This is a genomic window from Streptomyces sp. NPDC059679 (genome assembly GCF_042734105.1).
Taxonomy (GTDB): Bacteria; Actinomycetota; Actinomycetes; order Streptomycetales; family Streptomycetaceae; genus Streptomyces.
The window spans coordinates 170,059-184,228 of record NZ_JBHWES010000005.1 but is presented as its reverse complement, the minus strand read 5'-3'; the positions used below and the strand labels follow the sequence as shown (position 1 = coordinate 184,228).

The 14,170-nt window shown below is 72.5% G+C and carries 14 protein-coding genes; 10 read left to right on the top strand and 4 right to left on the bottom strand.

The window, feature by feature from the left end:
• The 3 genes from ACFV2X_RS08780 to ACFV2X_RS08770 are packed head-to-tail and all read left to right on the top strand — an operon-like array spanning window position 1 to window position 3,389.
• Window positions 1-1,341, top strand: a complete 1,341-nt coding sequence (locus ACFV2X_RS08780; protein ID WP_385613254.1) for an MFS transporter — start codon at window positions 1-3, stop codon at window positions 1,339-1,341.
• Between the two features lie 30 nt (window positions 1,342-1,371).
• Window positions 1,372-2,043: a response regulator transcription factor gene (locus ACFV2X_RS08775; protein ID WP_089510124.1), complete on the top strand. Its 672-nt coding sequence runs from the start codon at window positions 1,372-1,374 to the stop codon at window positions 2,041-2,043.
• Window positions 2,034-3,389 carry an ATP-binding protein gene (locus tag ACFV2X_RS08770; protein WP_385613250.1) on the top strand — a complete coding sequence of 452 codons (1,356 nt, stop codon included), beginning with the start codon at window positions 2,034-2,036 and terminating at the stop codon, window positions 3,387-3,389. The genes ACFV2X_RS08775 and ACFV2X_RS08770 overlap by 10 nt, the downstream gene beginning before the upstream one ends.
• Window positions 3,390-3,407: 18 nt before the next feature.
• On the opposite strand, the gene ACFV2X_RS08765 is transcribed toward ACFV2X_RS08770, so the two are convergent.
• Entirely contained in the window at window positions 3,408-4,358 is a 951-nt protein-coding gene (locus ACFV2X_RS08765) for a TAXI family TRAP transporter solute-binding subunit (protein WP_385613248.1), read from the bottom strand.
• 113 nt (window positions 4,359-4,471) lie between these two features.
• Window positions 4,472-4,951 carry an ATP-binding protein gene (locus tag ACFV2X_RS08760; RefSeq protein WP_358640235.1) on the bottom strand — a complete coding sequence of 160 codons (480 nt, stop codon included), beginning with the start codon at window positions 4,949-4,951 and terminating at the stop codon, window positions 4,472-4,474.
• Window positions 4,952-5,167: 216 nt separating this feature from the next.
• Here ACFV2X_RS08760 and ACFV2X_RS08755 point away from each other — a divergent pair, with 216 nt between their 5' ends.
• From ACFV2X_RS08755 to ACFV2X_RS08735, 5 genes are read left to right on the top strand one after another with little or no spacing between them, the layout of a single operon-like run.
• The gene (locus ACFV2X_RS08755; protein WP_385613245.1) at window positions 5,168-6,025 is read left to right on the top strand and encodes a helix-turn-helix domain-containing protein; all 858 of its coding nucleotides are present in this window, start codon (window positions 5,168-5,170) and stop codon (window positions 6,023-6,025) included.
• A 32-nt stretch (window positions 6,026-6,057) separates the two neighbouring features.
• A complete protein-coding gene (locus ACFV2X_RS08750; RefSeq protein ID WP_055414135.1) occupies window positions 6,058-6,333 on the top strand; it encodes a DUF397 domain-containing protein in 276 nt (91 codons plus the stop codon).
• Complete coding sequence (locus ACFV2X_RS08745; RefSeq protein ID WP_385613242.1) at window positions 6,330-7,151, top strand: SAM-dependent methyltransferase; 822 nt, start codon at window positions 6,330-6,332, stop codon at window positions 7,149-7,151. The genes ACFV2X_RS08750 and ACFV2X_RS08745 overlap by 4 nt, the downstream gene beginning before the upstream one ends.
• Window positions 7,148-7,945, top strand: coding sequence for an SAM-dependent methyltransferase (locus ACFV2X_RS08740; protein ID WP_385613240.1), 798 nt, complete (start codon window positions 7,148-7,150; stop codon window positions 7,943-7,945). Before ACFV2X_RS08745 ends, ACFV2X_RS08740 begins: the two co-directional genes overlap by 4 nt.
• On the top strand, window positions 7,942-8,745 hold the full coding sequence (locus ACFV2X_RS08735; protein ID WP_385613238.1) for an SAM-dependent methyltransferase: 804 nt from the start codon (window positions 7,942-7,944) through the stop codon (window positions 8,743-8,745). The genes ACFV2X_RS08740 and ACFV2X_RS08735 overlap by 4 nt, the downstream gene beginning before the upstream one ends.
• 6 nt (window positions 8,746-8,751) lie before the next feature.
• Here the strand turns inward: ACFV2X_RS08735 and ACFV2X_RS08730 are convergent, their stop codons facing one another.
• Both ACFV2X_RS08730 and ACFV2X_RS08725 read right to left on the bottom strand, forming a co-directional pair.
• Window positions 8,752-10,164, bottom strand: a complete 1,413-nt coding sequence (locus tag ACFV2X_RS08730) for an ATP-binding protein (RefSeq protein ID WP_385613235.1) — start codon at window positions 10,162-10,164, stop codon at window positions 8,752-8,754.
• A 2-nt stretch (window positions 10,165-10,166) separates the two neighbouring features.
• Complete coding sequence (locus tag ACFV2X_RS08725) at window positions 10,167-10,874, bottom strand: response regulator transcription factor (RefSeq protein ID WP_385613232.1); 708 nt, start codon at window positions 10,872-10,874, stop codon at window positions 10,167-10,169.
• A gap of 175 nt (window positions 10,875-11,049) precedes the next feature.
• Between ACFV2X_RS08725 and ACFV2X_RS08720 the strand changes: the two genes are divergently transcribed.
• Both ACFV2X_RS08720 and ACFV2X_RS08715 read left to right on the top strand, forming a co-directional pair.
• The gene (locus tag ACFV2X_RS08720; protein ID WP_385613230.1) at window positions 11,050-12,336 is read left to right on the top strand and encodes a glycosyltransferase family 4 protein; all 1,287 of its coding nucleotides are present in this window, start codon (window positions 11,050-11,052) and stop codon (window positions 12,334-12,336) included.
• 169 nt (window positions 12,337-12,505) lie between these two features.
• Window positions 12,506-14,110, top strand: coding sequence for an ArnT family glycosyltransferase (locus ACFV2X_RS08715; protein WP_385613227.1), 1,605 nt, complete (start codon window positions 12,506-12,508; stop codon window positions 14,108-14,110).
• The last annotated feature ends 60 nt before the right edge of the window (window positions 14,111-14,170 follow it).

Here is a 14,170-nt window from a genome sequence, read left to right as displayed (position 1 = left end):
ATGTCCGTCACATCCTCCGCGCCACAGGCTCGCACACCATGGCGCGCCGTCATCGGCGGCTCCATCGGAAACCTGGTCGAGTGGTTCGACTGGTTCGTCTACGCCAGCTTCGCCACCTACTTCGCCTCAGCCTTCTTCCCCAAGGGCAACGACACCGCGCAGCTGCTCAACACGGCCGGCATCTTCGCCGTCGGCTTCTTCATGCGCCCCGTCGGCGGCTGGCTGCTGGGCCGCTTCGCCGACCGGCGCGGACGCAAGGCCGCGCTCACTCTGACCGTGACCCTGATGTCCGCCAGCGCGCTGCTCATCGCCATCGCGCCCACCTACGACCAGGTCGGCTACTTCGGCGCGGGGGTGCTGCTGGTGGCCCGGCTGCTGCAGGGCCTGTCGGTCGGCGGCGAGTACGCGGCCAGCGCCACCTATCTGACCGAGGCATCCCAGCCCGGCCGCCGCGGCTTCGTCTCCAGCTTCCAGTACGTCTCGATGACCGCGGGCCAGCTGATCGGCCTGGGCCTGCTGATCGTGCTCCAGCGCACCATGTCCGATGACTCGCTGCACTCCTACGGCTGGCGCATCCCGTTCATCTTCGGGGCCGTGGCCGCGGCCGTGGTCTTCTGGCTGCGGCGGAATCTGCTGGAGACCGAGGTGTACGAAGAGGCGGGCTCCCACCGGGAGACCGAGCGCGGGAGCGTCGCCGAACTGCTGCGCCACCGCAAGGAGGCCGCCCTCGTCATCGCGCTGACCATGGGCGGCACGGTCGCCTACTACACCTACACGACCTATCTCACCAAGTACCTGTCCAATACGGCGGGGCTGAGCAAGTCCGACGCCTCGCTGGTCAGCTTCTGCGCCCTGTTCGTGTTCATGCTGCTGCAGCCGCTGGCCGGGGCGCTGTCCGACCGGATCGGCCGCCGCCCGCTGCTGATCACCTTCGGGGTCGGCTCGATGCTGGCCACCGTGCCCATCATGACCGCGCTGTCGCACACCGACACCTTCGGCGGGGCGCTGCTGCTCTCGCTCGCCGCGCTGGTCGTCGTCACCGGCTACACCTCCATCAACGCGGTGGTGAAGGCCGAGCTGTTCCCCACCCATGTCCGGGCCCTCGGCGTCGCGCTGCCGTACGCGCTGGCGAACGCCCTGTTCGGCGGCACCGCGGAGTATGTGGCGCTGTGGTTCAAGAACGCCGGTGCGGAGTCCGGGTTCTACTGGTACGTCTCGGGCTGCGCCGCCGTGTCGCTGATCGTCTATCTGACCATGCGGGAGACCCGGGACACCTCCCTCACCAAGGCCCCCACCGACGAGCCGGCCACCTCCGAGCGGGCGGCGCGCACCCCTGTCTGACCAGTACAGAGGCTGTTTACTCTTACGCCCATGCACATACTCCTGGTCGAAGACGACGACCGGCTGGCGGCCGCGCTGACCGCCACGCTGGACCGGCTGGGGCATCAGGTCGTCCGCGCCGGGCGCGCGGACGACGCCCTGCGGCTCAAGGACGGCGCCGACTTCGTCCTGCTCGACCTGGGGCTGCCCGATATGGACGGCCTGGAGGCGCTGCGCCGGCTGCGCCGCGCCTCCGCCGTCCCGGTGATCGTGCTCACCGCCCGCTCCGAGGAGCGGGATGTGCTGCGGGGCTTGCGCGGGGGCGCGGACGACTACCTCGTCAAGCCGTTCCGTACGGCCGAGCTGGTGGCCCGTATGGACGCCGTCGTACGGCGCGGCACCCGGCCGCTGACCGGGTCCGGCACGGTGGTGGCCGTGGGCGGCGTACGGATCGACCTGGCCGCCCGGCAGCTGGAGGTGGACGGCCGGCCGGTCGCCCTCACCCGCCGGGAGTTCGACGTACTGGCCCTGCTGGCGCGTGAGCCCGGTGTCGTCCGCAGCCGGGAGGAGATCCTGGACGCGGTGTGGGGCGATCTGCTGCTGTCCGCCTCCCGCTCGCTGGATGTGCACATCGCCGGGATCCGCTCCAAGACCGGCTGCCCGTGGCTGGTGGAGACGCTGCGCGGCACCGGGTACCGGCTGGGAACCGGCGGATGCAGCTGAGGATCCTCGGCGTCTACACGGTGCTGATCGCCTGCCTGGTGACCGCGCTCGCCGTGCCGTTCTCCCTGGCGTACTCCTCGCACCGCACCGGCAAGCTGCTGCTGGAGCGGCGCGCGGACGCCACCCGCTTCTCGGAGCTGGCCGATCAGGCGATCCGCGACGGGGACACCTCCGGGCTCGTCCAGGAGGTGTCCCGCTACGAGGAGCTGTACGGCACGAAGGTGGAGATCCGCGACCGGGACGGCCGGCGGGTGGCGGGCGGCGGGGCCTGGTCCAAGGAGCCCGCCGAGCGCGCGCTGTCCGGCCGCACCACCGCCGGCCTGCCGCTGGTCACCCCCTTCGGCCCCGCCTCGGCCGTGGTCGCGGAGCCGGTGGGCCGGGACGCGCAGGTGTCCGGCGTGGTGGTCATGAAGGTGTCCACGGCGGCGGCCAGGCGCGATGTGACGCTCGTCTGGGCCGCGGTGGCGGGCGGTTCGGTGGTCGCCGTGCTCTGCGCCCTGATCGCCGCCCGCAGGCTGGCGCGGTGGATTCTGCGCCCGGTCACCGAACTGGACCTGACCACCCGCGCCATCGCCGAGGGCAGGATGGACGCACGGGTGCGCGACGGCGGCCGCGGCCCGGCCGAGCTGCGGCTCCTGGAGCGCCGCTTCAACGCGATGGCCGACGCGGTCTCGGCCGCCCTGGAGCGGCAGCGCGCCTTCGTCGCGGACGCCTCCCATGAGCTGCGCACCCCGCTGACCGTGCTGTCGCTGCGGCTGGAGAACCTGGAGCCGCATCTGACGGAGGACGGCGGCTTGGAGTTCGCCGAGGCCCTGGCCGAAGTCGACCGGCTGGGGCGGCTCATGGAGGACCTGCTGACGCTCGCCCGGGTCGAGGCCGGCACGCCGGCGCCCGAACCGATCGCCGGCGCGGCGCTGCGCGGGCGGCTGGCCATCTGGCACGAGGTCTACGCGGCGCGCGAGCTGACCTTGACCGTGGAGCTCGACGACACCGGCCCGTCTGCCGCACCGCTGCCGGCCTCGCCGCTGCCCGCCGCGGCCGCCCGGATCGCGGATATCGCCCTGGACAACGCCGCGAAGTTCGTACCGCCCGGCGGCACGGTCACGGTCCGCCTGGAGCAGGGCGTGCTGCGGATCGCCGACGACGGTCCGGGCCTTGAGCCCGACCAGTTCGAGGCGGCACTGGGCCGCTTCTGGCGCTCCCCCGGCCACGGCAATGTCCCCGGCAGCGGCCTCGGCCTGGCCATCGCCTCGGAACTGGCCCGCGCCGCCGACTGCGAGCTGTCCCTGCGGCCCGCCACGCCGCACGGCCTGGTGGTCGAGGTGCGGCTGCCCGAGGCCGCTTAGCGCTACCGCGCGGAGCGTTCAGCCGTACACCTCGCGGTAGTACGCCGCCGCCCCCCGGTGCAGCGGCACCGTCCCCGTGCCGATCGCGTACCGCTCGTCGAGCCGGCTGCCGGGGGCGTCCGGTACGGGGAGGCGGGTGCGGGCCTCGAAGAGGACGCCGGTGACGGCGCGCGCCGTATCCGCCGCGAGATCGGTGCGGCAGACCAGATAGCTGGGGGTGGCGACGGTCGGGGTCGGCGCGTTCAGGCCGTAGACGCCCGCGGGGATCGACACGCTCTCGTAGACGGGGCCGTGCTCGCGGCGCAGCGCCGGGGCGAGGCCGCCGAGCGGCACCAGGCGTACGGGCCGGCGCCGGGCCAGTTGCGCTATCGCCCGGGTCGGCGCGCCGCCCGACCAGAAGAAAGCGGCCACCTCCCGCCTGGTCAGCGCCGCGATGGACTCGCCGAGTCCCAGCTGTACGGAGCGGACGCGGCGTACGCCCGCGGCGGCGAGCACCCGGCCGGCGGTCACCGAGGTGCCGGACTCGGCGGCGCCGAGGGAGACCGTACGCCCGGCCAGTTGCCCCGGCTCCTTGATCGGCGAGTCGGCGGGCACGACGAGATGCAGATAGTTGAGATACAGCCGGGCGAGCGCGGCGACCGGTTCCGGCCGCTGGAAGAGGCCGCGGCCCGCGGTGGCGTCGGCCGCGCTGTCCGCGAGGGACAGGGCCAGATCGGCCCGCCCGTCGGCCAGCATGTGCAGATTCTCCACGCTCGCCGCGGTGGTCAGCACGCGCACCGCGAGCCCGTCGTGGGCCCGGTGGACCTCGTCGGCCAGCCGACTGCCGAAGATCGCGTACGGGCCGCCCCGCGGCCCCGTGGCCAGCCGGACCCGGCCGGACGGGCCATCGCCGGAACACCCCTGGAGGGCGCCGGTCGCAAGGGCGCCGGCCGCCAGCGTCAGAAGGCGGCGACGTGGAACGGCGGACATCCGGCCATGTTAGGCCGTGTCTTATGGATCATCCCGGGCTGCCGCTTTTGTGGATCATCCCGAGCTCCTGGCACCGGGCGGGTACGGTCGGGCACGCCCGCCGCGCGGTGTCGTCAGAGGGCCGCGCTGAGCTGCGCCCACACCACCCGGCCGCCGTTCAGCCCCGGCCGGTCCCCCCACGCCGCGGCCATGGCCCGCACCAGCGCGAGCCCCCGTCCGCCCTCGTCCTCCGCGCCCGCCTGGCGCGGGGCCGGTCCGGCCGAGCCGCCGCCCTGGTCTGCCACCTCGACGTAGAGGGTGCGCGGCTCCTCCGCGCGCAGGACGCACAGGATCTGCTCGCTGCCGGTGTGCACGAGGGCGTTGGTGAACAGCTCGGACATCACCAGCTCCGCGGCGTCGCACGTGTCCTCACAGAAGCCCCACACCGGCACCCGGGAGCGAACCCGGCGGCGGGCCGCGGCCACGGACGCGCCCTGCGCGGGCAACTGGAACCTCTCCTGTCGGACGCCGGTGCCGAGCCCGCTGAAGGGCCCACCGAGGGGCCCGCCGAGGGGCATGGGGCGGGCCATCGTCATGCGTTGAGGCAGTGCCATGGCCGTTCGCCTTCCGTCCAACGGTGGGGAGGTTCGCATGCCGCAAGTCAGCGTCACGTCAACCACATTGGGCCCAGTCACCCCATCACTATCGGTGGTGTAAGCGTCAGTTGGCAAGCGGCGTTCTGCAAAATGCAGAATAGCCAGAGCACTCTGTTCGGGTTCATCCCGAGCATGGCACACTGAGGCCCACGAGACCGTCCGAGGAGGTAAGGCGTGGGTGAAGCGCGATCTGCCCCGACTGTCGGGCAGATGGTCCTCGGCATGCGCCTGAGGGATCTACGCGAGAAAGCCGGCGTCAGTTACGACCAGGCCGCCAGAGCGCTGCACGTCAACCAGACGACGGTGCGCAGGATGGAGAAGGCCGAAGTCGGCCTGAAGCTCCCGTACGTCGAGAAGCTGCTGCAGACCTACGGAGCCGAAGAGGAGGAGATCGACGCCTTCCTCTCCCTGGCCGAGGACGCCAACAGACCCGGCTGGTGGCACCGCTTCCGCGATGTGCTGCCGGACTGGTTCAGCCTCTATGTGAGCCTCGAGGGCGCGGCAAGCCGTATCCGCTCCTACGAACCCCACTTCATCCCCGGACTGCTGCAGACCGAAGCCTATGCACGAGCGCTGCTGACCATCGGATTCCCGCAGGCCGACACCAAGGAACTCGATCGACGGGTCGCCCTGCGGATGGAGCGTCAAGAACTGCTCACCCGACCCGACGGACCTCATCTTTGGGTCGTCATGGACGAGCCGGTGTTCCGCCTGCCCATCGGCGGACCGGACATCATGCGCGCGCAGATCGACCGCCTCATCGAGGCGATCCAGATGCCGAACGTCACCCTGCAGGTGGTGCCGTTCACCGCCGGACCCCATCCGGGCATGGGCGGACCGTTCCAGCTCTTCCGGTTCCATATCCCGGAACTGCCGGACATCGTCTATACCGAGGGGCTGACCGGCGCCGCTTATCTCGACGAACGCGCTGATGTGGCCGCCTACTTGGAGGCCCTTGACCGAATGGGCACCCAGGCCACCCCGGCGCGACGCACGGAGGCCTTCCTCCGTGAGATTCGCAAGGAGCTCTGACCGTGGACCAGGTGGATCACATTTACAACGGTATGCCGGCCAAGCACCTCGGTGCGGAAGGCTGGCGCAAGCCCTGGAGCGGCCCCAACGGCGGCGCCTGCGTCGAGGTCCTCAAGCTGAGCGACGGTCGCGTGGCACTGCGCCAGTCGACCGACCCCGACGGCCCCGCGCTGATCTACACGCCTCTTGAGATCGAGAAGTTCATCCAGGGCGCCAAGGCCGGCGCCGCGGACTTCCTTCTCACCACCCGTACCGAACCGAACCTGACCGCCCCGGCGGGCACCGCAGCAGACTGGAGGGCCGCATGACGGAGCAGAGTGACGTCGCGTCCGGCCGGATCGACACCACCAAACCGCATTCGGCCCGGATGTACGACTACTACCTCGACGGCAAGGACCACTACGAGGTGGACGCGCAGGCCGCCGCCAAGGTCCTGGCCGTCCATCCGACCGTCAAGCTCAACGCCCGCGTCAACCGTGGCTTCATCCACCGGGCGACGCGCTGGCTGGCGCGCGAGGCGGGGATCCGGCAGTTCCTGGACATCGGCACCGGCATCCCCACCGAGCCCAACCTCCACCAGGTCGCCCAGTCCGTGACCCCCGACGCCCGGGTCGTCTACACCGACAACGACCCGATCGTGCTGGTGTACGCCCAGGCCCTGCTGACCGGCACGCCGGAAGGGCGTACCGCCTATGTCGAGGCCGATGTCCGCGAGCCCCAGAAGATCATCACGGCTCCCGAGCTGCTGGAGACGCTGGACCTGGACAAGCCGGTGGCCATGTCCTTGAACGCGCTCTTCCACTTCATCCCGGAGGAGGCGAAGCCGTACGAGATCGTCCGCGAGCTGATGGACGGACTCCCTTCGGGCAGCTACCTGATGATGTCGCACTCCACCCACGACTTCTCCGCGGAGACCTGGCGGAACGTCATCGAGGTCTACAAGGAGAACGGGATCCCCTTCATCACGCGCTCCAAGAACGAGGTCGCGGGCTTCTTCGAGGGCATGGAACTCGTCGACCCCGGCATCTCGGAACCGCACCGCTGGAAGCCCGATCCCGACGACCGCCCCGAGGACATCCGCAGCGCGGACATATCCATGTGGGCAGGAGTGGCGCGTAAGCCATGAAGACCACCAACTTCGACACCACGAAGCCCCATTCGGCCCGGATGTACGACTACTACCTCGGCGGCAAGGACCACTACCAGGTCGACGAGGACGCCGCCGCCCAGGTCATGGCGGTCTTCCCGGGCGTCAAGACATGCGCCCGGGAGAACCGTTCGTTCATGCACCGGGCGACGCGCTGGCTGGCGCGCGAGGCGGGGATCCGGCAGTTCCTGGACATCGGCACCGGCATCCCCACCGAGCCCAACCTCCACCAGGTCGCCCAGTCCGTGGCCCCCGACGCCCGGGTGGTCTACGCCGACTACGACCCGATCGTGCTCGCCTACGCCCAGGCCCTGCTGACCGGCGCCCCCGAGGGCCGCACCGCGTACATCCAGGCGGACGTGCGCGACCCCGAGCGCATCATGAGCGCCCCCGAGCTGCACGAGACGCTGGACATGAGCAAGCCGGTCGCGGTCTCGCTCAACGCGCTGTTCCACTTCATCCCGGACGAGGACAAGCCGTACGAGCTCGTCCGGCAGCTGGTCGACCCCCTGCCCTCGGGCAGCTATCTGATCATGACCCACTGCACCCCGGACTTCGCCCCGGAGACCTGGGAGAAGGTCATCGAGATCTACCACCAGGGCGGCATCCCCGCCAAGGTGCGCAGCAGGAGCCAGGTCGAGATGTTCTTCGACGGCCTGGAGCTCATCGAGCCAGGGGTGCAGGAGCCGCATCTGTGGCGCCCTGACGGTGAGCCCTCCGCGCTCGACAGCGCCGACGTCTCGTTCTGGGTCGGGGTGGCGCGTAAGTCATGAGTGCCGACAACACCAAGCACATCGACACCACGAAGCCGCATTCGGCCCGGATGTACGACTACTACCTCGGCGGCAAGGACCACTACCGGGTCGACGAGGAAGCCGCCCGCAAGGTGATGGAGGTCTATCCGGGCATCATCCCGTGCGCCCGGAGCAACCGTGCCTTCATGCACCGGGCGACCCGCTGGCTGACGAGCGAGGCGGGGATCCGGCAGTTCCTGGACATCGGCACCGCCATTCCCACCGAGCCCAACCTCCACCAGGTCGCCCAGAGCATCGCCCCCGACGCCCGGGTGGTCTACGCCGACAACGACCCGATCGTGCTCGCCTACGCCCAGGCCCTGCTGCACGGCACCCCCGAGGGCCGCACCGCGTACATCGAGGCCGACGTCCGCGAGCCCGAGTCCATCCTGGGCTCGCCGGAGCTGCTGGAAACGCTCGATCTGAGCGAGCCCGTGGCGCTGTCGATCAACGCGACGCTGCACTTCATCCCCGACAAGTACGGGACGTACGAGATCGTGGAGCGGCTGATGGACGCGCTGCCCTCGGGCAGCTATCTCGAGATCAGCCACAGCTCGCCGGACTTCGACCAGGCGAGTGTGGACGCGGCGGTCGCGATCTACCGCAAGGGCGGTATCGAGGCCCAGCTGCGCACCAAGAGCGAGGTCGAGAAGTTCTTCTCCGGTCTGGAGCTCGTAGAGCCGGGCATCGTGCCGCCGCACCGGTGGTGGCCCGACGGCCCGGTCACGGTGACCGACGAGGAGGTCTCCTTCTGGGCGGGCGTGGCCCGTAAGCCCTGAGGGCTCTCATGGCCCCTGATGGTGAACGGGCGCGGCGTCGGTGACCGTGAAGCCCATCACCGCGCCGCCGCCCGGCCGCCGCTCGGCGAAGACCGTACCGCCGTGTGCGGCGGCCACCTCCCGGACGATGGCCAGGCCGAGGCCGGAGCCGGGCAGGCTGCGCGCCCCGGCCGCGCGGTAGAAGCGGTCGAAGACCCGGTGGCGGTCCTCGTCGGCCACGCCCGGCCCTCGGTCGAGGACCGCCACCCGGCCGCCCCTGACGACCACCTCGATGGGCGCGCTGCCCGCCTGGTCGAACTTGGCCGCGTTCTCCACCAGGTTGGTGATGGCCCGCTGGAGGGCCGCCGGGCGGCCCTCCAGGACCGTGTCGTCCGCGGCCACGGTGATCTCCCGGCCGGTGCGGCGGCGGGCGAGACCGGCGGCCCGGTGGGCCACCTCGCCGAGCGAGGTGGCCACCCGCGGCTCGTCGTCGCCCTGTCCGGCCGCCAGGCTCACCACCTCGTTGACCAGGTCGGTCAGCTCCCGGGTCTCCCCCGCGAGGTCGGCCAGCAGTTCCTCGCGGGCCGCCGGCGGCAACTCCTCGAAGCGGCGCAGCAGCGAGATGTTGGTGCGCAGCGAGGTGAGCGGGGTGCGCAGTTCGTGCCCGGCGTCCTGGACCAGCCGCCGCTGGTCGTCCTTGGAGCGCGCGAGCCGCCCCAGCATGCCGTCGAAGGCCCGCCCCAGCCGACCCACCTCGTCCGCCCCGGCCAGCGGCACCGCCACATCCATCCGCCCGGTGGCCGCCACGCTCTCGGCGACCCCGGCCAGCCGCACCAGCCGCCTGGTGATCCGCCCGGCCAGCCACCATCCGACAAGACCGGCCGCGACGATGGCCGCGCCGACGAACAGCGCCGTGCGCTTCTGGAGCTCCCGCAGCAGATCCTCGATATCGCTGGACTGCTGGGCGACCTGCACCGCGCCCCGGCCGTCGCCGAGCGAGACGGTGGCCATCCGGAACTGCTCCTCGCCGATCTCGACGTCCCGCCGCGACACCAGGCCCGCCGTACGGGACGCCGCCATCCGGCGCTCGGCGGCGGCCACCGGCAGGGCGGGGCTCCCGGCATCGGCGACGGCGCCCGTGGGGCGCAGTATCTGGACGTCGGTACGGGTCGGACGGCGCAGATCGTCGCTCGGGCCGTCGTGGTCGGGGTCGGAGGAGACGAAGTCCTTGTAGCCGAGCGGCTGCTGCCGCACCTGGTTCCGCAGATCGTGGATGACCTCGCTGAAGACGGACTGCTGGTCGACCCGGACCAGCCCGGCCGCCGCGTCATAGCTGAGGAAGCCGACGAGCAGTGTGACGACGGCCGCCACCGCCGCGAAGGAGACCGCGAAGGTGATGCGCAGACTGGATCTGGGGCGCCGCGGGCGCGGAAGCGGCACGGTCAGGCCCCCCTGAGGGTGTAGCCGACGCCCCGTACGGTGTGGATCAGCGGGACCAGTCCGGGCTGATCCACCTTGCGCCGCAGATAGCCGATGTAGACGGCGAGGTTCTTCGATCCGGGGCCGAAGTCATAGCCCCATATCCGGTCGTAGATCGTGGTGTGGTCCAGCACGATGCCGCTGTTGCGCACCAGCAGCTCCAGCAAGTCGAACTCGGTGCGGGTGAGCTCCAGCTCCGCCCCCGCCCGCCAGACCCGCCGGGCCGAGGAGTCGAGGCGCAGATCCGCCACCTCCTCCGTGCCGTCGCCCGGCCCGGTCTCCTCCTCGCCCGCCCAGGGGGCGGCGCGGCGCAGCAGGGCGCGCAGCCGGGCGAAGACCTCGTCCACGTCGAACGGCTTGGCCACGTAGTCGTCCGCGCCCGCGTCGAGCCCCGCGATCCGGTCGGCCGTCTCCACCCGGGCGGTCAGCATGAGGATCGGCGTACGGTCCCCTTCCGCGCGCAGCACCCGGCACACCTGCAGCCCGTCCAGGCCCGGCATCATCACGTCCAGCACGATCACATCCGGCCGCTCACGGTGGGCGGCTGCCACCGCCTCGATGCCGTCGGGCACGGCGGTGACCTGGTAGCCCTCCAGCGTCAGGGCGCGCTCCAGGGCGTGGCGGATGGCCCGGTCGTCCTCGGCGAGCAGCACGGTGTTGTACGTCGTCACACCCCGAGTCTGCCAAGCCCGACGGGGTGCGGGCGCCGCGGAGCATGCCGTGGCCTGGCTTCTTACCCGGCTCTCACCTTGTTCTGGCGGCCGGCTTACCGTGCCGGGCCATGGTGTTCACAACGATCCGGGGGGACGTACACCCCGGTGTTGCCACCGGCCGGAAAGACACCAGATGAAGATCGCATTCCTGCTCCACAACGTCTACGCGATCGGCGGGACGATCAGGACCACGCTGAATCTGGCGTCGGCCCTGGCCGAGCGGCACGATGTGGAGATCGCCTCGATGCAGCGGCACCGTGAGACGCCGCGCTTCACCGTGGACCCCCGGGTGCGGCTCGTCCCGCTGGTCGACACGCGTCCGAGCGGCCTCGACGCGCACGACCCGCGGCTCGGCGAGCCCGCCCGGGACTTTCCCTCAGCCGAGAAGCGGTACCGCCAGTACAGCCGGCTGCACGACGAGCGGGTCGCGGAGTATCTGCGCACCAGCGACGCCGATGTGATCGTGGGCACCCGTCCCGGCGCGAACGTCTACATAGCCCGGTTCGCCCCGCGCCACGCGCTGCGTATCGCCCAGGAGCATCTGCGGCACGACGCGCACAGCAAGGCCCTGCGGACCGAGCTCGCCCGCCACTACCGCACGCTGGACGCCGTCGTCACGACGACCGAGGCGGACGCGGCGGTCTACCGGGCGAAGATGCCCCTGCCGGGCGTACGGACCCTCGCCGTCCCCAACAGCGTCCCCCGGCCCCCGGTCGCCCCCTCGGACGGCACCGCCCCGGTCATCGCCGCGGCGGGCCGGCTGGTCCGCGGCAAGCGCTTCGACCTGCTGATAGACGCGTTCTCGGCGGTCGCGGACAAGCACCCCGACTGGCGGCTGCGGATCTACGGCGGGGGCGCCGAGGAGGAACGGCTGCAGGCCCTCATCGACCGGCTCGGCCTGGCGGAAAGCGCACGGCTGATGGGGCCGCACTCGCCGATCGAGGCGGAGTTCGCCAAGGCGTCGCTGGTCGCGGTCGCCTCGGACGCCGAGTCCTTCGGCATGACGATCGTCGAGGCGATGCGCTGCGGCGTCCCCGTGGTCAGCACCAACTGCCCGCTCGGCCCCGCGGAGATCATCCAGGACGGGGTCACCGGCCGGCTCGTCCCCACCGGCGACAAGGACGCCCTCGCCGCCGCGCTCCTGGACCTCATCGCCGACGCCCCGGCCCGCCGGGCCATGGGCACGGCGGCCCTGGAGAGCGCGGAGGCCTACGACCCCGAGCCGATCGCCCTGCGCTACGAGCGCCTTTTCGAGGACCTGGCGGCGAGCCGCCTCTCCCGCGGCTGGGAGCGCGGCCGGGCCGCCGCGCGCCGCCGCGCGGGGCGGGTGGCGCGCCGCTGGCTCACCGCGGCCCGCCGCGCGACCCACTCCAACCGCCCGGCCCCCGCGACCCCCGCGACGGGCGCGAAGCGCCCATGAGGAACGGCCCCGGCCCCCGGACCACCCCGCCCACCGGCCGCCCGCCGGCCACCCGGCCGCGCCGCCCCGGCACGCGCACCACACGGGGCCCCGGGCGCCCCGGCACGCGGCGCGAAGCGCCCGCCACCCCGCGAGGCCGCGCGGGCTTCGCGGGAGTCGGCGCCATCCCATGTCCGCCCATGCCCGGGCGCGCGCGACGCGGCGCGTCGGCGGCGGCCGCTTACGCCGCCGCACCCCGGTGGGAAGCCGACGGGCGGGGCCGGCCGTGACCGCGACGGTGGTGGGGCGGCCCGTCGCCGCGCAGAGTCCGGCGCGGGCTCGGCGGGAGGTGCCGTGGCTCGCGGTCGTCGGGGCGGTGTACGCCGTGGTGCAGCTGGCCATGGTCGTACCGCATATGGGCGGTGGGCTGCTCTGGGACGAGAGCGTCTACGCCTCCCAGGTGGATCCGCACCGTCCCGCGGTCTTCTTCAGCGCGCCGCGGTCCCGCGGCATCAGCTATCTCGTCGCGCCCGTGGTCGCCGCGACCTCCTCGGTCGTGGCGCTGCGGGTGGTCCTGGCCCTGCTGTCGGCGGTCGCGCTGTATGGCGTCTTCCGGGTGTGGGGGCCGCTGGTGGGGCGGGGCACCGCCGCGCTGGCGGCGCTGTTGTTCTCCGGGCTGTGGATCACCCAGATCAGCGGGTCGCAGGTGATGCCGAACCTGTGGGTGGCGCTCGGCGCGGTGGCCGCCGTCGGCTGGTTTCTGCGGGCCCCGGCCGAGCCGCGCGCCCGCTGGTGGTCGGCCGCCGCCGTGGCCGGGGTCACGCTGCTGCGGATGCCGGACGGCGGCTGGCTCGGGCTGCCGCTGCTGGCGGCCGCGGTGTGCGTACGCCGGTGGCGGCCCGCGCTGCCCACGCTGCTGGGCGGACTCGCGCTGGGCGCGGCGCCCTGGGTCGCCGAGGCGTACGCGCGGTTCGGCGGCGTCGGGGCGCGGCTGCGCGCCTCCAGCGCCACGGAGGGCGGCATGGTGCCGCAGCTCAACGTGGGCACCGCGCTGCGCAGCCTCAACGGCCCGCTGCTGTGCCGCCCGTGCCAGGTGCCGCTGCGCCATCCGGAGCTGACGCTGTGGTGGCTCGCCCTGCCCCTGCTGGCCGCCGCCGCGCTCGCCGTGGCCGTACGGGACCACCGCGCCGGGCGCGGCCGGTCGCTGTCCGCGACCGTGCTGCCGGTGGTCTGCGCCGCCTCGATGGCCGTGCCGTATCTGCTGCTCATCGACTACTCGGCGCCCCGCTTCCTGCTGCCCGCCTACGCACTGCTCGCCCTGCCCCTGGCCGCCCTCGCGGCACGCGCCGTACGGGCCGCGCGCTCGCCGGTGCCGGTCGCCGCCGCCCTCGGGCTCGTACTGGCGCTGCAGCTGGGCAGCCAGTACGCCGTCCTCGCGGACACCACGCACCAGGCCGCCGCCACCGCCGAGCGGTACCAGCGGGCGGCCGCCGGACTGCGGGCGCTGGGGCTGCGGCCGCCGTGTCTGGTGGCCGGCCCGCGCGCGCTGCCGATCGGCTACGCGGCGGGCTGCGCCTCCGCCGAGGTGAGCGGCAACAACACCTCGACCACGGCGGCCGCGCTGCTGCGCCGGGCCGCCCATGAGCCGACCGCGGTATTCGGCCACGCCCCCGGGCACGGCCTGCCGTCGCTGCGCGCCCGCGGCTGGACGCGGCACACCCTGCCCGGCACGGGCGGCTTGAGCGTGTACGTGGCGCCGGTCTCCGGACGCGCCGAGCATCCGGGGCAGCGGTAGATTGTGAAGGTCCGGGGCGCACTCCAGCCCGCGTGACCACTCCCCCGCGACCACTCCCGG